Source organism: Paenibacillus sp. WLX1005 (assembly GCF_046603685.1).
Classification (GTDB): domain Bacteria; phylum Bacillota; class Bacilli; order Paenibacillales; family Paenibacillaceae; genus Saccharibacillus.
The window spans coordinates 4,163,386-4,183,353 of sequence record NZ_CP176756.1 but is presented as its reverse complement, the minus strand read 5'-3'; the positions used below and the strand labels follow the sequence as shown (position 1 = coordinate 4,183,353).

General features: G+C 45.1%; 13 protein-coding genes, 2 CRISPR repeat arrays and 1 riboswitch. Of the genes, 11 read left to right on the top strand and 2 right to left on the bottom strand.

Annotated features, from left to right (window positions below; translation table 11 throughout):
• Window positions 1–197: 197 nt before the first annotated feature.
• Window positions 198–761: a CRISPR direct-repeat array (repeat unit 32 nt; unit sequence GTTGCACTCCGTGCGAGTGTATGGATTGAAAG).
• 442 nt (window positions 762–1,203) lie between these two features.
• The 11 genes from cmr1 (at window position 1,204) to crcB (ACE3MZ_RS17800) (ending at window position 16,547) form a co-directional block, all read left to right on the top strand.
• Complete coding sequence (cmr1, locus tag ACE3MZ_RS17850) at window positions 1,204–2,757, top strand: type III-B CRISPR module RAMP protein Cmr1 (protein ID WP_411343475.1); 1,554 nt, start codon at window positions 1,204–1,206, stop codon at window positions 2,755–2,757.
• Entirely contained in the window at window positions 2,730–5,258 is a 2,529-nt protein-coding gene (cas10, locus tag ACE3MZ_RS17845) for a type III-B CRISPR-associated protein Cas10/Cmr2 (RefSeq protein WP_411343474.1), read from the top strand. Before cmr1 ends, cas10 begins: the two co-directional genes overlap by 28 nt.
• Entirely contained in the window at window positions 5,251–6,813 is a 1,563-nt protein-coding gene (locus ACE3MZ_RS17840) for a type III-B CRISPR module-associated Cmr3 family protein (RefSeq protein ID WP_411343473.1), read from the top strand. The genes cas10 and ACE3MZ_RS17840 overlap by 8 nt, the downstream gene beginning before the upstream one ends.
• Window positions 6,814–6,849: 36 nt before the next feature.
• Window positions 6,850–7,860 carry a type III-B CRISPR module RAMP protein Cmr4 gene (gene cmr4, locus ACE3MZ_RS17835; RefSeq protein WP_411343472.1) on the top strand — a complete coding sequence of 337 codons (1,011 nt, stop codon included), beginning with the start codon at window positions 6,850–6,852 and terminating at the stop codon, window positions 7,858–7,860.
• Window positions 7,860–8,381, top strand: a complete 522-nt coding sequence (cmr5, locus tag ACE3MZ_RS17830; protein ID WP_411343471.1) for a type III-B CRISPR module-associated protein Cmr5 — start codon at window positions 7,860–7,862, stop codon at window positions 8,379–8,381. Before cmr4 ends, cmr5 begins: the two co-directional genes overlap by 1 nt.
• 125 nt (window positions 8,382–8,506) lie before the next feature.
• A complete protein-coding gene (gene cmr6 / locus ACE3MZ_RS17825) occupies window positions 8,507–9,364 on the top strand; it encodes a type III-B CRISPR module RAMP protein Cmr6 (RefSeq protein WP_411343470.1) in 858 nt (285 codons plus the stop codon).
• A gap of 99 nt (window positions 9,365–9,463) precedes the next feature.
• Window positions 9,464–10,591: a DUF6602 domain-containing protein gene (locus ACE3MZ_RS17820; protein ID WP_411343469.1), complete on the top strand. Its 1,128-nt coding sequence runs from the start codon at window positions 9,464–9,466 to the stop codon at window positions 10,589–10,591.
• 206 nt (window positions 10,592–10,797) lie between these two features.
• Window positions 10,798–11,363: a CRISPR direct-repeat array (repeat unit 32 nt; unit sequence CTTTCAATCCACGCACTCGCGCGGAGTGCGAC).
• A gap of 454 nt (window positions 11,364–11,817) precedes the next feature.
• Entirely contained in the window at window positions 11,818–13,986 is a 2,169-nt protein-coding gene (locus ACE3MZ_RS17815) for a HelD family protein (RefSeq protein WP_411343468.1), read from the top strand.
• Window positions 13,987–14,180: 194 nt separating this feature from the next.
• On the top strand, window positions 14,181–15,506 hold the full coding sequence (locus tag ACE3MZ_RS17810) for a replication-associated recombination protein A (protein ID WP_411343467.1): 1,326 nt from the start codon (window positions 14,181–14,183) through the stop codon (window positions 15,504–15,506).
• Between the two features lie 126 nt (window positions 15,507–15,632).
• A riboswitch (Fluoride riboswitch) is annotated at window positions 15,633–15,695 on the top strand.
• A gap of 101 nt (window positions 15,696–15,796) precedes the next feature.
• Window positions 15,797–16,192, top strand: a complete 396-nt coding sequence (gene crcB, locus ACE3MZ_RS17805) for a fluoride efflux transporter CrcB (RefSeq protein WP_411343466.1) — start codon at window positions 15,797–15,799, stop codon at window positions 16,190–16,192.
• A complete protein-coding gene (gene crcB / locus ACE3MZ_RS17800; protein ID WP_411343465.1) occupies window positions 16,182–16,547 on the top strand; it encodes a fluoride efflux transporter CrcB in 366 nt (121 codons plus the stop codon). Before crcB (ACE3MZ_RS17805) ends, crcB (ACE3MZ_RS17800) begins: the two co-directional genes overlap by 11 nt.
• A gap of 182 nt (window positions 16,548–16,729) precedes the next feature.
• Here the strand turns inward: crcB (ACE3MZ_RS17800) and ACE3MZ_RS17795 are convergent, their stop codons facing one another.
• Together ACE3MZ_RS17795 and ACE3MZ_RS17790 are read right to left on the bottom strand one after the other, a co-directional pair.
• Window positions 16,730–18,274, bottom strand: coding sequence for a glycoside hydrolase family 32 protein (locus tag ACE3MZ_RS17795; protein WP_411343464.1), 1,545 nt, complete (start codon window positions 18,272–18,274; stop codon window positions 16,730–16,732).
• Between the two features lie 240 nt (window positions 18,275–18,514).
• Window positions 18,515–19,759, bottom strand: a complete 1,245-nt coding sequence (locus ACE3MZ_RS17790; protein ID WP_411343463.1) for an MFS transporter — start codon at window positions 19,757–19,759, stop codon at window positions 18,515–18,517.
• Window positions 19,760–19,968: the final 209 nt, after the last annotated feature.

Below are 19,968 nucleotides of genomic sequence, written 5' to 3'. Positions count from 1 at the left end.
TCGTTTGCAGATGAGCCAATAACGTTCGCTAGCGCGAACCCCAAGCTCACATCAAAACCCTAAGAGGTTCGCGCTCCTTGCCTAGCAAGGGATGTCGGGGATTTTATTGCAATTTGGGCTGGTGTTGAGTAAGCTAAATAAGAGGTTCGCGCTTTTAGACGTTTTTGTCCTTGTATGGTAAGGGATTCAAGGCGCGCAGTTGCACTCCGTGCGAGTGTATGGATTGAAAGACGGTATTATCAACTACCGTGTGTTGTTGATTTGGGTTGCACTCCGTGCGAGTGTATGGATTGAAAGAAACCAATCGCGCCGAATACCGGCGCGAATATTGTTGCACTCCGTGCGAGTGTATGGATTGAAAGATGCCGGACTCCGCGTCTGTGAACTTGAACGTTACGTTGCACTCCGTGCGAGTGTATGGATTGAAAGCCGCGGGATTAGCTGATTCGGCGCGTAGCGATCGGCGTTGCACTCCGTGCGAGTGTATGGATTGAAAGGCAGGGATTACGTTAAACTCATGAATCGTTGAAGTTGCACTCCGTGCGAGTGTATGGATTGAAAGATCCGCACCATACCTTGATACGGACCAGCTCTCGTTGCATTCCGTGCGAGTGTATGGATTGAAAGTTTGGATGCAATCGCTAGCGCGGTGCTGTAGGAGTCGTTGCACTCCGTGTGAGTGCATGGATTGAAAGTTGCGTACTGGTAACTGGAGAAATCCGCAGCGTTGTTGCACTCCGTGCAAGTCCATGGAGTAAAGGAGGAGCCGCATATCGAGCTATATCGCTATTTTGTAAATAATTGCACTGGCTCTTACCAATACATACTGCACCTATACAAATATGTATTTCAAAACACTACTATCCGTTCAGTATCTTATTTGTCATTGAGAATCTTTAAAACATAATATCTTGAGTGGATCACACAACGCTTTTAGTTATTTCAGTCTCTCCTATCAACCTCAGAAGCAATCTGTAAGTATGAGCATAGCCATACTATACCGATTGCTTCTTATTTTTTATGATTATTCCCCTCCTAACTTCCCTTCATTCATCACAAACAATTGAATACGATTGCATCAGAAGAAAAGCATGACAAAAGACCTAGGATTAGTTATACTTATATTTACTTATTTACTATTTACATCTTCAAAAATAATTTTATTGTATTTATTCCTTTAAAACTTATAAAGGGGATTTGTGTATGAAATTACCGCAATACTCTCAACTATTTCTTAGCCTCCCGCCTACATCTTCCTCATCGCAATCAGCGGAATCTCAAGTAAAAGATGCGATTCAATCTCTTCAACAGGCAGATAGTGATAATGATTTTCGATATCACGAGCAATATACGATAACGTTAACAACGCCTATGTTTGGCGGTGGCGTTATTACAGGTCAAGTCGATCCAGTTGCGCCAGTTCGTGCGAGTTCGGTACGAGGACATTTACGGTTTTGGTGGCGAGCTACACGTGGAGTAGTGTATACAAACGTTGCAGAACTTGCCCAGCGAGAAGCAGAAGTGTTCGGACATACAGCTAACAGTTCACCTTTCTCAATATGGGTTGAACATAACGATGAACTTGCTAAAATTGAACCGAAAAGTCATACCCATAAACGTAAGATGCAAGGAATTCCGCCATATTTATTTCAGTTACCAAGAGACAGTACAGGAACAAAGTGGCAAGGTTTGGAAAAGTACGCTTTTATTTTACATATCAAGTGGTCTGCCCATTTTTTTGAATACGACAAGCAAGATGATGTAGAACAAAAATGTGATGTAGAACAAGAACAAAAAATGAAACTCCGCATTAAACCTCAATATATGGAACAAATGAAGCAGTGGCAGAATGATCTACAAGCTGCGCTCTGGGCATGGATCAATTTTGGCGGTGTTGGTGCAAGAACACGCAAAGGATGTGGTAGTTTATACTCTGAACCGTTCTCTCCAACATCAGAAGATTGCCAAAATAAGTACACATTACAAGATTGGTTCAATCGTAAGCAAAAGGATTTGAACGTTTGCTTGTTACCTGCTGGACAGTATCGTCCTTGGCCTACCCTCCGTTCAGAATTTTATACAAAATTCAATTCGCCTTTTCAAGAAAATCGCAAAATATGGAATACCTCAATCGAAGATTATAAGAAATTTCGTCAGCAACGACCTGTAACCAAACAATATTCTGATAAAAAAGGTAGAGAAATTGATAAATTTGGTCGAAGTTATTGGCCAGAAGCAGATTCTATTCGAGCTGCATTTAACACAGCTTACTGGAAGCATGATCAGCCTAAACATTATTTTTCGCAGTCCAACACTCCAGTAATTGCTTATCCACGAGCCGAATTGGGGATGCCGATTAACTTTGAATTTAGAATAAATGATCCAGAACGGAAACCAAAAGATTTTGTTGGGCAGAAACAAGGTGAGTGTGAACCAGACCGCACACAGCTCAAACCGAAAGGCAAAGAACGACTTGCTTCCCCTTTGATTTTAAAACCGCTAGCATTTAGTTCCGATAAAGGTGTTGCCTTGATTGCTGTTTTGAATCATCCGCCTCATGGGCAACTTTGCCTTACACAACCAGGTATATGTGAAGATATCGAATGGTTACCTCATATTCCATTACATTATCCAAAAAGTCCATTAAACTACAAAGCGCCAGATTTAACTGAAACAGCCTACACATCAGCATTACAAGCCTATGTGGAGAAAGCAAAGGAGGCAAAATTTTGTCCGATAACATGCACACCTCAATAACACCATTCACTACACCTCATGAACAACCTTGCCGATGGTTGATGATCTTTTCCATCGGGCCTGTACAGGAATTTATTGCGCAAGCTAGGCGGACGCGGGATTTATGGTTTGGTTCGTATTTGTTATCAGAGCTAGCACAGGCAGGTGCAGTAGCTTTCCAGAATAAAGACGTGACGACAGGGTTAGCTTCTGGTGAGTTGGTTTATCCAGTTCTATATGATCCACAAGCTGAACAACAAGAGCAATCCAGAAGCGAAACAGATGATGATGAATTAAACGCACCTAACAAAATCATCGGTCTGATTCATACGGATCAGCCGCATGATGTTGCTCGGAGGGTTAGGTTTGCCATTACCGCACGTTGGATGGAATTATCAGAACAAGTGTTGAATATTAGCGGGTTAAAGCCGATGATCGACATCGGTGCGTGGAATCGTCAAGTTCGTGATCTGGTCGAGTTTTATGCAGTGTGGAGTAAGGTGAATGACGAAGCAGATGCCTATTTCCATGCACAACGACGAGCGGAAGCGATGATGACGGCACGCAAAACATTACGCGACTTTAAGCCGAATGAGCCGCGTCTATTATTTGGTGAATCTAAATCCTCGTTGGATGGCGGACGTGAATCGGTATGGCGTTTGAATGCTAAACCGCATGCAGATGAGGAACGGTTATTGCGCCAGTGGGGCATCACCGTACGCGAACCATCGTCCGATGCTACGCGTCATGCTCACTCGCACACTTCAGTGGAGCAATTGGATGCGATCTCACTTGTCAAACGTCTTTTTTTACATACACAGCGAACAAATGCCCAGCAACCTCATTCTACATCGACAGCGTCCACGACAAACCAAGGATGGACGAATCGGATGTTTGTCTCGGTATGTGAAAAGGCATTTCTTCCTTACTTAGAGCAGTTAAAGGTATCTGCTCATGATGATCGGAACCAACAATCAAATGGACAGAATAGACAGACGATGGCGACTGCGGTACATGAGTATTTGCATCATATTGCGCAATATATGGAGGAGCAAATACAACAGCATCATCCGCAATTCAATATTTCTTTATTTTGTGAACCTTTACAAAAATTAAAAAAAGCATCACTCTCCTTGCTTACAGAGAAAAACATCAGCTATGAGAAACTGGTTGAGACTTATAATCCACGATTGTTTTACCGTCGCCAAATTGCTGATTTTGTGAACGAATATTTGATTGTAACGACGGAAGCGACAGTTGAGTCTACAGCTACCAAACAACCTGCTTTATCGCTACCCGTAGAGACATTAGAACAAATGATAGCGTATATCACGAAGCAACTAGACATATTATATGGTATGACTGTATGGCAACCACGACGTAGGATATCGTACGATCCTCAACCATTATCTACTTGCTCATCTGAGGGTACACTACCTGTCGATCAGCCAAATCGCAACCAAGCCCAACATGTAGCAAATAGGAAACAACAGCGCATGCCGGAAGCTTCGCCTTATTATGCTTTTCTCGTTGCTGATGGAGATAAGATGGGCGATCATTTGCGAAGATTGTTGAAGGGCAAGTCATTGACTGTACAGGAAGCAATCCGCAAAAATCAAGAATTTTCTGCTCACTTGTCGGCGTTTTCCTCTAAAGCGAAGCGCATTGTAGAGAAGCATGAAGGCACGCTTATTTATGGAGGCGGCGATGACATTATGGCGTATTTGCCATTGCATACCTGTCTGCGCGCTGTGCAAGATTTGCAAGTGACATTTGCGGAATCATTTGCGTATATCTTCAAAGAAGAACCGCTTTATCCGTTCACCTTGTCGGCAGGGCTTGTTATCGTGCATATGTTGGAGCCACTAGAGGAAGTTCGGCAACGAGCACATGCCGCTGAAAAGAAAGCAAAAGATACGCGTAGCACATTAGTGATTGAATTTCATAAACGGGGTGGTGCAAAGCCACATACCCTTACGTTACCTTGGACGGAATCTGCCGTTAAAAATGAATATTCTGATCCATCTAAGCAGTTGTATCCGACATTGCCTTCTGTTCAGCAACTGATTCGATTACAACAACAACGAGCAGCTTATCCATTATCCAACGGATTTGCTTATGATCTGCAACGTCTATGTGAACAATACCGTCAATGGGTTGGAGCATCTTCGACCTATCTTCATCCTTCACTAACGGAACATCCGGCGCAACTGGAAGCATTGTTATGGTTAGAAGTTTTGCGATTGTTACGTAAAAAGACGACCGATGATGATCTCCTTGCTGTATCGTTCTCATCGGCAGCTGTATTAGTACACACACAGATCTTTGCCCAAGCTTCTTCATCTAATGAAGCAGTAGCGCAAGCAAGATTAAAACAACTAAAACAATTATTTGTATTAAGCCATACTCCTTCTTCAGACGCCTCTGATGATAGAAAGAAGATGCTGCACTCATTACAACAAATCGCGGAGCAACTCATTTTGCTGATCCAGATGGAAGGAGTAGGAATCAATCATGAATAAATCGCGCAAAAAGAAACATTCTCAATCGTCCACCTTTGTAAGCTCCTACAAAAAAACGCACAAGCAAAAGCAAAAACAGGCTACTGCATCATCTGTTCCCACAGATCATTCTTCATTAGTAAGCAACTTGATCTCTATCCAGCCCCTTGAACCTTTGATGATTCGTGATGGTCGCCCTTTTCACAAAACGCCTGGTATTCGCGCTCATACAATGGGGCATCTATCACCGACTACATTAGCAGGAACGATTCGTACGATGCTGTACAAAAAAGCGGGGATAGATGCCCCTTCAGTTCGTTCAGATGGTTCCGCTCAATCGTCTCAGCCGACGTCCGATCAACAGATACAATCGTTCGCTCCTCTGGATCGTACGGCCATAAGCCGATTGGCTATTCGCGGTCCTTTGTACCGTTGGCAGGGCAGTTTGTATTTTCCTATTCCGCAAGATATGGAGTTGAATGAAATCAAGTCTAGTGAGGCATCATCAGACCGATATGCGCTAAATATTATTACGCCTGTACCTGATCACAGTACAGATGTAGGTTGTTACGGCGTTGGACGGGATGGGCAATTGGAACATGTATTGTGGCCGCCATATGTGGAAGACGATACCTCATATACAAAGCCGCTGGAATCTCATAGACAACCAGCTTACGTTTCCGAGCAGTGGATGTATCACTGGTTATGTTCGCCAAAGATGGCGAAAGATATGCATAATGACGAATTACAGCACTGGCTACACGGCACTACATTCAATCTTGCTAGCAAACCATCGTCCGCTACGAAGATCCTTAATGCCTCTCATCGCGATCACCCGGTACAGCCAGCCCCTTCTTTTATGAATTTGTTTGTGCGTGAGCAGCGTACTCATATTCAGCTGGATACAGAGCGACATACCGCTCAAGATCAACATCTGTTTTCGACAGAATCGCTTGTATTTCCTGAAGGATTAACGATCGAAGCACAAATAGAAAGTCGCTCCAACGTGTGGCAAGCTCATGGGTTATCGTCTGTTGACGAACTACATTCCTTAGGTGGCAAGCGTCGGCTTGCTCGTTTTAAGGAACAGAAGCCTATGATTCACAATAGTAATAGGCAATCGAATACGACAGATGTGAATGATTTTTGGCAAGGTCCTCCTAAAACATTATTAAAAAAATTAAAAAATAGTACGTATTTACGATTAATATTAGCAACTCCAGCTTATTTTACAAAAGGCTGGAAACCCGGTTGGTTAAATGAAGAATTGCAATCGGGAGATCATTTGAAGCGATGGGCTCCCGGTTTGGAACTACGTTTACGCTGGGCATGTCTACCTAGATGGCAACCTGTTTCCGGTTATGCCACTGCCAATGGGAATCAGGAAAAGTCGATCCGACGTATGGTTCCGGCAGGAAGTGTATACTTTTTTGAAGTGATTGCCGGACAAGATCAAGTGGGGACATTCGTTCGTAACACTTGGCTCAAACCGATATCGGATGGCAATCGACGTGGAGAAGCTCATGATGCGGAAGATGGATATGGATTAGCATTATGGGGCGTATGGGAACAATAATAAAACACTAGAGATGTTAAAGGAGTGATACATTCAATGAGTACAACTTTAAATTTGACCAGTCGAGTATATTCCATTCATACGTTAACCCCATTACATGTTGGCAGTGGTGAAGGTGCAGGTGGAATTGATCTGCCTATTATACGTGAAAAAGTAACGGAATGGCCATTCGTTCCGGGTAGTACGATCAAAGGTGTGAAGCGGAGTTATTATGAATTGCAGTCTCATCATCAAGTAGAAGATTGGTTTGGTCATCACATGCAACAAGAAGCAGATGCTTCTGCTGGCGCGCTGGTATTTAGCGATGCGCGTCTGCTTGCTTTTCCGGTGGCAAGTCGTTTTGGAACGTTTGCGTATGTTACATGTCCATTGGCGATTGAACGATTTCATCGCGATCTAGCAGCTGCTGGACAACACGTTCCCATTCAATCAACATGGCTACAACATCAACAACAGCTAAATGATCCCGACGAAGCTAAAGTTATCGTTTGTGAGAAAAGTCAAGTTTGTGAAAAGCAATCACGTTCCGAGAGTAATCAACGTTCGACCTATGCAAAAAGCGTTTCCACAGACAAAGTGTTTTTGGATGAACTGGAAGCGGATAGTATGGTGGATGCATCATTTACCCAGTGGGCAGAATGGAGCGGCTCGTTTTTATTTGGAGTGGAAGATTCTTTTTTTAATAAACAATGGTGGCGCGAGCATTTGGTGATGGTTTCAGATGAATTATTCCAGCATATTGTCAATTTAAGCTGTGAAGTCATTAGTCGGATTCGTATGGACGAACAAACGGGAACTGTAAAAAGAGGCGCATTGTGGAATGAGGAATATATTCCCACGGAAGCGATTTTGTACGGATTAATCTGGTGCGATCGTGTCAAAGGAAGCTCTAACCTTCAATTACGAGAAGATATGCTCAATCAATTGCATACATCCACAGTACTGCAAATTGGAGGGAATGCTAGCGTCGGAAAAGGCAGAGTTCAATTTCGTGTGCATACATTGAATGATATAACCGTTCCATTGACCGGAAGAGGAGATGCCTGATGAAAAGGACTCAACAGCATTATGCAGAGATTGCGTATGGTGGTATCATAGGCATCGCTAATCTAGACGATCTGACGTTAGAATCGATTGCACAAAAACAAGCAGACCCCAAAGTGACTACCTATGGACGATTATGTCATCGTTTCCCGGCTATGGTGCGTCATAATGGATTGCAATTGACGTTAGTCTTTTTTTATGCAAAAGCAAACGTAGATTCGTCGAGTGCTTCCGATTCTAAGAAGCAGACTACACCTGTCGCAAAGGCATACGAATGTTTTTTGAAGGATATGTATGAAGCGATTGTGCCGTTACATCATCGCCCTCAGTCTATTTCTGCTTCTGCTCATCTCCAGCAGTGGATTCATTCGATGCAAACCGTATCGCCATTACGGTATTACGATATGTCACGCCGCGCACTGGATGCTTCGGTGTGGTTCAAACGATATGCAGAAGCGATTTTACAAATTGATCAAACAGCGGTAGAAGACGATTTGACATCAATGGTGGAGGAACATGCATGAATACGTATTTACGTTTAACGAAAGCAACGTGGGAACATCCACCGGCTCCAGCAAATACAGACTCAAACAAAAAAGTCTCAAACAAAAAAAATGATTCTCTATTGCAGCAATTAATAGAAGGAAGGATGACTAAACAATCGTTATCCGATGAAATCAATAAATATATGATGAAAGAACATCTTAATATTAATCCAGACGAAGGAACGAAAACTTCTAACGTATCTGCTGAATTCGTCGAAGCACCTTACGTATCGTTATATAGCAAAGTATACGAGCGATATTACAAAACAATCGTTGCGGGGCAAGCTGCCCATTGCTTCTCCATGAGTACAGCATCCAATCTATTGCTTGGACATGGCGAAGTATCTGCACTCGATAGTAGTGTGGAATTGCATCGGATGTACGGAGTTCCTTTTATACCGGGTACCGCAATCAAAGGAGTCGCTGCTCATTATGCACGAACGGTCATCGGCTCGGCATTTCCATCGTTGTTACCCGGCGGCGCAGATGATGTCGTGTTGTTCGGAACACCGGATCGCGCAGGTGCGATCACCTTTCATGATGCACTGATTACGCCAGACACGATTGTTATGAGATCGCCACTATCGAAGACGGTTGTATCGTCACTGAAGCTGGATGTGCTTACCCCTCATCATCAAGCATATAACAGTATGACAATTCAGCAGGTCAAACAACCTTCATCAGATGAACGGTCGAAGATGCCTGCATCATCGCTCCGCGACACAACTAATAATGGTTCAAAGCAAGACTTGCCCGCACCGCGGGACGACGATTCTCCCATTCCTGTACATTTTTTTGCAGTGCAAGGAGAGTTCAAATTCATGGTAACGTGCAGTGGTGAACAGATGCAGGTGGCACAGCATTGGTTACAGCTAGCGCAAGAGATTGTAGTCGGAGCATTACATCATTCCGGTATCGGAGCCAAACGTAATGCTGGATATGGACGGATGAAGTTAATATAACAAGGAATTTTACATGAATGATCTATAAACTTTGGATGGACTTGGCTACGATACAAAGGTGCAGTCTATATTATTATGCAAACAAAGGACGTGAACCGGATGGTCAAAAACAAAAAAGCGAACAAAGTTGCTGATACAATACAGACAACAGTCAAATCCAAAAGCAAAACCAAGGACAAAGGCAAAGTGAAATCTAACGCATCAGCGGCCCCGCTGGCGACATCCACGATTCGCAAAATCAAAGAAAACTATATCTCGTGGGAGCGTTCGCTAGTCGAACAACTTCAGATGGCAAGTCCCAATCATCAATTGACAACAGGCGGGTTTCGCGAAGAAGTGTGGATGTCTATGTTTAAACAGATGATTCCGCAAAAATTCTCAATTGCTCGCTCTGTGTTCATTATTGATTCACAAGGACGCATATCAGATGAAGTAGATCTGGCTATTTTTGACGAGCAGTATACGCCGTATATTTTTCGACAAGGCGTTATCAAATACATTCCCATTGAAGCAGTAGCAGTCGTCGTGCAATGTAAGAGTGAAAGTTTGAAAATAAAACCGCTTAAAAAATGGTTAGATAGTATTGTGAAATTACAGACTTCGTTGCGTGGAATAAGCCGGATCATGACGGGATATGCATATAACGAAAATCAAACCTATGTTAAGGACAGTAGGATTCCTCATGAAAAAGGATTAGCACAAACATCGACTCGACCGATTGTTATGTTGTGTCATTTATCTCAAGACAATAGCAGTAGTGGAGAACTATACAAGCAGATTCAACGTTTTGACTTTGTGATTTCTCCAAATCTACAGTCGAAAGGGCATCTACGTGTGCAGATGCCGATGGAAGAACAGGCGAAAGAATATCCAGATGATATTCACAACAGCATTTTATATTGGTTGCGGCAGTTGAATCAGAATAATCACAAACAATACAATGAAAAAGCGATGCCCTATACGGATAAAAGGTCACGAACAGGAGAAGATGCGATTCCAGAGCCGCTCCATTTTACGATGGATCAATACCGGGTACATACCCATTCCAACCCTGCGGTCGGTCAAGAGATTTCATTATTGACGTTAACGTTCCAATTGAATCAATTGTTGATGCTAATCAATAACCCGCTACTTTTTCCTCATCAGGCGTATGTGGATATGTTTAACAAGCCGGAGTTCGATGATAATATTCATCAAGACGATATAGGTCAACCAAATGAGGAATAAAATACAAATAATCAAAAGCCCTGTTTCTGCGATTAAGCAGAAGCAGGGCTTTTGGTTTGATTGGAGAAGATCTGTTGACAGATGAATTCGAGGATAAAAGTTTGCTTAGACTATGATGGTTTTGAAGTAGTATACACGTACGTGCTGCAAGCACTCGCGCGGAGTGCGACTGAACTAAACTTTGCAAATCTTCCTTATTTTGAAATCTTTCAATCCACGCACTCGCGCGGAGTGCGACTACTCAGATTATCATAAGGATTCTTTGATTTGAACTTTCAATCCACGCACTCGCGCGGAGTGCGACCAACGGACTGAACGCGTTTGGCTGGAACAAGGTCTTTCAATCCACGCACTCGCGCGGAGTGCGACGCCGAATGCTGACATCGACACAAAAGCAAATATCCTTTCAATCCACGCACTCGCGCGGAGTGCGACTTCGCGTTGTATACGATCTTTGCGGATTAACTGTTGCTTTCAATCCACGCACTCGCGCGGAGTGCGACCGCATGCGTGTTTGATTGATGGATACAGTTTATCTTCTTTCAATCCACGCACTCGCGCGGAGTGCGACTTAACAAGATACTAAAACAAATGGGACTTGAACTTTCAATCCACGCACTCGCGCGGAGTGCGACTAAAATTTGCCCTTCAAATGTATCATCTTTATCTGTCTTTCAATCCACGCACTCGCGCGGAGTGCGACAGTGATTTCTCCATATGATGCATATGTGCATGAATATCTTTCAATCCACGCACTCGCGCGGAGTGCGACTGTGGAGGCCTTCAGCCCTTGCTACACAAGGGGAAATATTGCCAAAATCGCGAACCTCTTTTTTAGAGTACCCAAAAAGACGATCAAACACAAGCAAAATGCTCAAAACCCAGTCGTAGCAAGGAGCGCGAACCTCCCAGGGTTTTGATGTGAGCTTGGGGTTCGCGCTTATTCCTACGTATTTAATCGGATATCGTATCCATGATGAATTCCTTATTTTAAAGTATAGTAGCATTCCTCATCTCTTTATGATAAACTGAACATCCTTTGTTCCGGAGTGCATATGACTACGATGCACGGATACAATATGGCGAAAACCATAATCAAAGCGCGAACTTGAAAAGAGTACACCTGGTTCTGCTCCTGCCGATTGGCATGGAGGCGGCGCTGTGTGTGCTTTTTGCTTGTTATTTGCCGGACGGGGATACTATAGATTTCTTAGGAGGCAACTGAAATGGACAAAGATTTTCAAAGTGCCTATCAAGAAGAGCAGGCGAAACTGCGGCTCACGCTGGATGAGGTGGATACACAGCTTCAACGGTTAACCGGCATTCCGGTCTATACCGGACATGATTTTACCGAGCAGGTATTGGAGGCCGGTCGGGAGCAGCAGCGCCAGACGCTGGCAAAGAGCGCACGGGAACCTTATTTTGGTCGGCTTGATTTTGCTGAGGGAGAGGATGGCGAACGTCGTCCGCTATATATCGGCAAGGTTGGAGTTGGCAAATCGGAGATTGATGAGCAACCGCTCGTCGTAGACTGGCGGGCACCAGTTGCCAGTCTGTTTTACTCGTTTACTGGCGGCGAGGAGATCGCGGAGTATGAAGCGCCGGAAGGGCTAGTACAGGGGCTTGTATATTTAAAACGAAATCTGGTGATTCGTCAGCGCGAACTGGAACGGCTTGCCGATACGTATGATCGTCATAGTGCCGAGCCAGTGGTGACGGATGAGTTTCTCGTGTATCGTTTGGGTGAGAATAAGGATAATAAGCTGCGCGACATCGTGTCCACGATTCAGGCGGAGCAGGATCGGATCATCCGGGCAGTCAAGAATACCGCGCTCATCATTCAGGGCGTCGCAGGTAGTGGAAAAACGACTGTTGCGCTGCATCGACTCGCCTTCCTGCTGTACCAGTATCAGGAGCAGGTATCCGCGGAGAAAATGATTATTTTTGCACCGAACAATATGTTTCTCGATTATATCTCGGAGGTGCTACCGGAGCTGGGTGTGGGCGATATTCAGCAAAGTACATTTGCCGACTGGGCACAGCAATTGTTGGAAAGCGATTTGAAGCTAGTGCCAACATCCGAAACGTATGAGCAATGGTTTGAAACGTCGGATCGACCGGATGTGCATGACGGTACACCTTCTCGCTACAAAGGCTCGCTTGCCTTTATGCAGCTGTTGGAACGATATGTAGAGCTGTTAGAGCAAGTAGCCGTACCGGACATGGACTTTAGCCCATGGGATGGTGCTGTGCTGAAGCGGGAAGAGATTCTGGAATGGTATAACGTCGAATACCGTCCATATCCGCTTGCGAAACGCAAAGAGCGTGTGCTGGCGCGTGTACATCGCTGGGTGGAAATGCGCTTGAAGAAGGCACCATCCGAAAGTATCCGTAAGGAACGCAAAAAGAAAGCGACCCAGCGCGAAAAGTCATACGCTAACAAATGGCCCAAATACGAGCCGCTGGCATTGTACAAGCAGCTATTCAAAGCAAGCAAAAGTACACTTGTCGCCGAACAACTGGAACCTCTCTGGAGCAAGCTGCCAGATGGTATGCTCAAAGCGGTATCAGTCGAGCTGAAAAAAGATCGGTTTCGTGATGAGGATCTGCCCGCATTGATTTATATTCATACGCTGCTGAACGAGATGGACGGCAACCGGCGCTTTGACCATGTGGTGATTGACGAAGCGCAGGATTTCTCGCCTTTTCATGTAGCGCTGTTGAATCTGTATGTGCGTGGCGGTTCGTTTACGATCCTAGGTGATCTGTCGCAGGGCATTCACGCATATCGCGGTGTACATGCGTGGGAGGAGATGAGCACGCTGTTCCCGCAGGAGCAGACGGACTATTTCCCATTAACTCGAAGTTACCGCTCGACGATGGAGATTATTGAGTTTGCGAATATCATCTTGGAGCATGGTGTACGTAATGGCATTACCGCCGTGCCGGTATTCCGTAGTGGCGATCCGGTGCGTATGCTGAAATGCCCGAATGACAAGCGCGTCGATATCATCCTCGCTCGCTGGCAAGAATTGCAGGCGAAGAATTTCCGCACTAGCGCGATTCTGACACGTACGCTGCATGAAGCAAGAGAACTGCATGAACAGCTGACTGCCGCTGGGGTGGAGCTGAATCTGATCGACGGTGGTAAAGCGACGTATCAGGGCGGGCATTCTATTTTGCCAGTGTATCTATCCAAAGGATTGGAGTTCGACGCGGTTATGCTGACCGATGTAGACGTGCAGCATTATCGCAACGATCCGTGGGATGCGAGACTGTTGTATGTTGGCTGCACGCGTGCATTGCATGAACTGTGGCTGTTGCATGGTGATGATCTGCCGGATTATGTACATCAGCCGGAAACGGAGCATGATATTATCCATTCGCAAGTGTAACAGATTGGCTGTAGCCGTTTCCGTACAACGTTTGGTAAGCATCTATTCATTTGCTTTACTGACTATCCTCTTACTTGGGAGTTCTGCTTGTCTATCGACAGCAGGACTTCTTTTCTTTTTCAATACGTCGCTATAGTGGTAAAATAGATAAGTTGGAAGGATTCGATAACCATCTTATGCAAGGATGTGATGATATGGATTTGTTCTCCTTTAATGAACAACAGAATGATGCGCCAGATAGCATGGGTGTACTTGCCGATCGGATGCGTCCGCAGTCGCTGGATGAATATATCGGACAGGAAGATATCGTTGGTTCTGGCAAGTTGCTGCGTCGTGCGATTGAGGCGGATCAGGTATCGTCGATTATCCTCTACGGGCCACCCGGATGCGGGAAGACGACGCTTGCTCATATCATTTCCAAACATACACAGGGCGAGTTTGTGCGGCTGAACGCGGTTGATGCTACCGTCAAAGAAGTGCGCGAGGTCATTGAGCGCGCTCATAACAATAAATCACTATATGGCACGAAAACGATTTTGTTTCTGGACGAGGTACATCGGTTTAACAGCTCCCGTCAGGATGCGCTGTTGCCAGCAGTGGAAAAGGGAACGATTATCTTTATCGGGGCGACAACGGAGAATCCGTTTCATTATGTGAATGGTGCCTTGATGAGTCGTTCGACGCTGTTTCAATTGCATCCGCTTAATAAGGAGCATTCGCTGATCGCGATGCGGCGCGCATTGGAGGATACAGATAAAGGATTGGGCTTTATGGAATTACAGGTGGATGAACCAGCGTTGGAGCATATCGCGTCAATGGCAAATGGAGATATTCGCCGTGCGCTGAATGCGCTGGAATTGGCAGCATTGACCACTCCACCGCAATCGGATGGCACCGTTCATCTGACGGTAGAGGTGGCAGAAGAGTCAATCCGTCGTCCGACCGTCCGTGCGGATGAATCGACACAGTATGATGTGTTGTCCGCATTTCACAAAAGTATTCGTGGTTCCAGTGATGCGGCGCTATTCTGGTTTTTCTACGCGGTGGAGAAGCTCGGTATGGACCCGATGACCTTTATCCGTCGTCTGATTGCCGCCAGCAGTGAGGATATCGGGCTTGCCAATCCGCAAGCAATGGTGCAAGCACTCGGCGCGTTGGATGCGTATCGCACGAACGGCTGGCCGGAAGCGAAGTTGAATATCGCGCAGGCGATCTTATTTGCAGTGGAAAGTCCGAAGTCCAACGCAGTGTATACCGCTATTTCGAGCGCGATGGCTGCGATTGATGAGATCAAGTCGGCGGAGGTGCCGCTGCATTTGCGCGATACGCATTACAAAGGTGCCGAGAAGCTAGGGCATGGCGGCTACCAGTACCCGCACAATTTTCCGAATCATTATGTACAGCAGGAGTATTTGCCAAAACACCTGTCAGGGCGCGTATTCTACAAAGCGACCGAGCAGGGCAATGAGTCGAAGATCAAGCTCAATCAGGAGCGACGACGTGGCAATTCGCATTCATAGTTCCCAAAGTGCCTTGTCTGTTGAGTTAATAGCTTCGTCTATTTTCTCATCTATGGACTGATCTATAAGTATTGTATATATATTTACACATGCCGCATATTCCAGTATGATAGATACAACTTATAACATGTAATGGGCGATGGAGTTCGCCATCAACCGCTGATCTCAGCTAATGACTCCTACCTGCTTAAAGCACAGATGCTCTGTGTTTTTTCGGGTAGGAGTTTTATTGTGTATAGATAGATGCAGCTCATACGTATCAGTTACTTTTCATAAAGGATGTGGATTGGATGGTATATGTACTTCTTGCTGTTTTTGGTGTACTCGGGGCGATTTGCCGATATTTGCTCAGTGTATGGATTCTCAATCATGGATTTCCATTCGCTACACTACTGATCAACCTAATCGGTTGTTTTCTGCTAGCGGTCATTATGAAATATATTGCGCGGTTGCCGCGCATATCTCCTGTATTGGTAACGGCAGTTGGAACAGGTTTTGTCGGTTCATTTACGACCTTCTCAACCTTTAGTCTGGAAAGTATACAACTGTTGGAACAGCAGATGTATGTACTGGCAATGCTATACATCGGCGCAAGTCTGTTCGGCGGTTTGCTGGCGACCAGACTTGGCTTTTACCTGAGTCAGCGCTGGTTGGATCGAAAGGAGGCTCAACCACATGCTCATTAATATCGGACTGGTAGCATTGGGCGCAATCTTTGGCGTACTGGCACGCTTTCTGTTTTCCAATTGGATGAAAAAAATCTGGTCAAAAGAATTTCCACTCGGTACGTTTTTGATTAATTTGCTAGGTTCGTTTTTGCTTGGATTGTTGATTGCCAGTGGAGCCAATAATCACATGCAGCTGTTGATCGGGACTGGCTTTATGGGAAGCTTTACGACCTTTTCCACATTCAAGTTGGAAAATATGGAGTTGCGGCTGAAGGAGAAGCACAATACGCTGATCTGCTATCTGGGATTATCGTATATTTTCGGTATCGGACTTTCTGGGGTCGGAATATGGCTGGGACATCAGTTATGGTAAAAGAAAGTCTAGATGCTGCTACAAACTCATTTACAAAATCAAGCTAAGAACCTAGAAATGAACCTCTCTACAACTCGAAAAGACCTTTCATCCGCATTGCCTTTAAGTAAGGTAGAGGTGAAAGGTCTTTTGATTATGGTTAATTAGCGATTACTGATTACTGTTCAGTCATGATCTATTCATTATGCCTGTGCTTGTTGCCCATGCCACACATCGTTAAGCGACCAGCAAGTCCATTGCTGCACGACTGCATTGCCACCGACTGTTGTAAGCTCCAGACTTGCCATCGTGCCTGTCGGGTATATACGACTCGTCAATGTTGCCAGTCCATCATTGGCAAAGATTTCAATAGACGAACGATCTACGAAGATACGTAACGTCAGTTGTCCATCATGCTGCAAAGGCGCTGTTCGTACGCCATCTTGCGGTTTACCGGATTGAGAAGCATCCAACGTCAGTTTGCCAGCCGCAATATCGTAGGTAATGATCGTTTGATCATCTGCATCACTATGCAGCGTCAAGCCAACCTGCTCCGCGCTACTCTGGCTCAAATCGAAAACAGTACAAATTTCCAGCAGTGAATTCTTCATATCCACCTTATAACTATGTTCCACCGTAAAGCCTTCACCAGCCCGGACAGATGCATCCACTGGAATAGTCGTACTCACTGCATTAGCCTCACCCAATGAGAAGAACTCCTGGCGCAGCAATGCTGTTTCTTCCACCGGATTCATCAGCAGTTGCCCGGCTTCATTCAGACGTAGCACGCGCGGTAACGTAAGCGCACCTGCCCAGCCATGCTGCTTGGTCGGCATATCCGACTCCCACATATCCATCCAGCCAATCGCAATACGTCGACCTTTATCATCCAGCAGCGTCTGCACGGCATAAAAGTCATGCCCATGATCCATCTCCCGAAATTCACCATGCTGAAAATCATTGTTCGCATAATCGTAATCACCGATCAGATACCCGGTCTGGAACAGATTCAGATAACGATCTTCCTCACGTTCTATGCCTTGCGGCGAGCATAACAGCACATATCGCCCATCCAATTCAAAAAAGTCTGGGCATTCCCACATAAAGCCAAGCGTTCCGTCGCTTGTCGCAAGCACACCATCATACGTCCAATTTCGCAAATCCGGCGAATGATATCGAATGACACGTCCATGCCCATCCTGCGTCGCATTGCCCAGCACCATATACCATGTATCCTCATGCTTCCATACTTTCGGATCACGAAAATGATGAGCGCTATCTGCTGGCGGCTCGGCGATCACCGGATTCACACCGCATTTGTCAAAATGAATACCATCGCGACTAACCGCAATATTCTGATTTTGTGTGAACAGGTCTTGGGCGCGATCCGTGTAATGATGCCCGGTGTAGATCAGCGTCAATTCACCATCGTTATCCACTGCGCTACCGGAAAAGCAGCCGTCTCTGTCGCAATCATCTCCCGGCGCGATCGCAATCGGACAATGCTCCCAATGAACGAGGTCTTTACTTTTTACATGTCCCCAGTGCATCGGACCCCAATTCTCATCGTATGGATGATGCTGATAAAAGACATGATATTCGCCGTTAAACTGCACCATGCCGTTCGGATCGTTAATCCAGTTGGCAGGAGCGGCAATATGATAACCGGGACGATACTGCGGATTGATATGTTCCTCGGCAAGCTGAAGTGCCTGCGCGGCGTGTTGAATAGAATGAAGTGTAGACATAGATGTTCCTCCTTGAATGTACTGATTAGTTGAGAATGGTAATGTTGAAACTCTAAAACTCTAAAACTCTAAAACTCTAAAACTCTAAAACTCTAAAACTCTAAAACTCTAAAACTCTAAAACTCTAAAACTCTAAAAGTAAGAAAATACAGAACTACAGAGCCACTAAGCTATCGAACGATGTGAATAGCAAGGTGATGGGTATCATTTGGAGCCATTATTCAATATCGAACTCGAACGTTACGTTAATTGCTGCTGTGGCTCCAATTGCCCGTTAAGCTGTGGTGTCTTATTTTTATCGTTAAACAGGGTGAAGATCGAGATCAGCGTGAATAGCAGCACTAGCGCGCCCATCACCAGATACGTATATCGGAAACCGATATCGTCGTACAACGACCCGGCAATTGGCGATAGCACCGCCTGACCGACCTGTGAAGCGAATTGGAAGCCGACCAGATACAGAATGGAAGAGAGGCGATTATCAAAATGCGCTGCTAGATATTTGAAAGTAGCGATCAGCATGATCGGTAATTCCAGTGCGTGAATCAGCTTGACTGCTGAGATACCAATCGGCTCGAATACCAATCCAGAGCCAATAATACGTAGCGCCATCAATAACCCGGCGAGAATAAGCGATTTCTTCGCGCCCAGCTTGTTCACGATGAATGGCGCCAAGAACATCATGCCAGCTTCCAGAAATACTTGAAACGAATTCAGATACCCGTACACCTGATTACCGATAGCGTGAGAAGGAAATAATGACGAGTAATAGATCGGAAACTGCTGATCATATACCCCGTATACACAGGCAACGCCGATCACATACAGCATGAAATACCAGAACGGACGCATCGTGAACAGATTGCCAATATCTTTGAGTGTGACGGAAGCTGCTTTTTCTAGTTCTGTTTCCGTTACTTGGATGCGTACTGACAGGATAATACCAACCAGAATGACCGCCGAAAGGGATGAGATCCAAAAGTTAATATTGGGATTCAGATTAAATAGCTGTCCAGCGAAGAATGTCGCTGCCGCCCAACCGAGCGAACCCCACATCCGCGAGCGTCCATACTCAAACCCGTACTTGCGGCTGATCTTTTCCACATACGTTTCAATTGCCCCAACCCCGGCAAGAAAACCCACGCTCAGAAATAGCCCGCCCACAATCGCACCCAGCCACACATTGACCTGCAATAACGGAGCATATACAAATACGAAGAACGGTCCGGTAAACACGAGCAACAAACTAATAAACAACAAAATATTGCGCCGTAATCCGATCTTATCAGAAATGTATCCGTACAGTGGTTGCGCACATAGTGCAAAGATAGCGTTTACAGAGAAGATCAGACCCGTTTGTGCTCCTGTCAGTTTCATCTCCTGTCCCAGCCAGATGGAGAACAGGGAATAACTGGACGACCAGCATACGAAAAAGAAGAAAAAGTACAGACTCAGCTTCCAGTACAGGCTTTTTGATACAGGCATATCGCTCGCTCCTTCATTCATGTAAGTGCTTTCTTGAATGAATTGTATGTCAACCGGTTTCATATGTCAACCGGATGACATAAAAATAATCATGAATCATTTCATACAACATACAAACGAACGAATGAGCAAATGAACGAACAAACAAACGAATAAACGAATAAACAAATGAATGAGCAATTACGATTCCATAGAGCTTTACAAGAAGG

Coding starts and splice junctions, on each gene's coding strand:
- cmr1 (WP_411343475.1), top strand. CDS start 1,204: ATGAAATTACCGCAATACTCTCAACTATTTCTTAGCCTCCCGCCTACA.
- ACE3MZ_RS17840 (WP_411343473.1), top strand. CDS start 5,251: ATGAATAAATCGCGCAAAAAGAAACATTCTCAATCGTCCACCTTTGTA.
- cmr4 (WP_411343472.1), top strand. CDS start 6,850: ATGAGTACAACTTTAAATTTGACCAGTCGAGTATATTCCATTCATACG.
- cmr5 (WP_411343471.1), top strand. CDS start 7,860: ATGAAAAGGACTCAACAGCATTATGCAGAGATTGCGTATGGTGGTATC.
- cmr6 (WP_411343470.1), top strand. CDS start 8,507: ATGACTAAACAATCGTTATCCGATGAAATCAATAAATATATGATGAAA.
- ACE3MZ_RS17820 (WP_411343469.1), top strand. CDS start 9,464: ATGGTCAAAAACAAAAAAGCGAACAAAGTTGCTGATACAATACAGACA.
- ACE3MZ_RS17815 (WP_411343468.1), top strand. CDS start 11,818: ATGGACAAAGATTTTCAAAGTGCCTATCAAGAAGAGCAGGCGAAACTG.
- ACE3MZ_RS17810 (WP_411343467.1), top strand. CDS start 14,181: ATGGATTTGTTCTCCTTTAATGAACAACAGAATGATGCGCCAGATAGC.
- crcB (WP_411343466.1), top strand. CDS start 15,797: ATGGTATATGTACTTCTTGCTGTTTTTGGTGTACTCGGGGCGATTTGC.
- crcB (WP_411343465.1), top strand. CDS start 16,182: ATGCTCATTAATATCGGACTGGTAGCATTGGGCGCAATCTTTGGCGTA.
- ACE3MZ_RS17795 (WP_411343464.1), bottom strand. CDS start 18,274: ATGTCTACACTTCATTCTATTCAACACGCCGCGCAGGCACTTCAGCTT.
- ACE3MZ_RS17790 (WP_411343463.1), bottom strand. CDS start 19,759: ATGCCTGTATCAAAAAGCCTGTACTGGAAGCTGAGTCTGTACTTTTTC.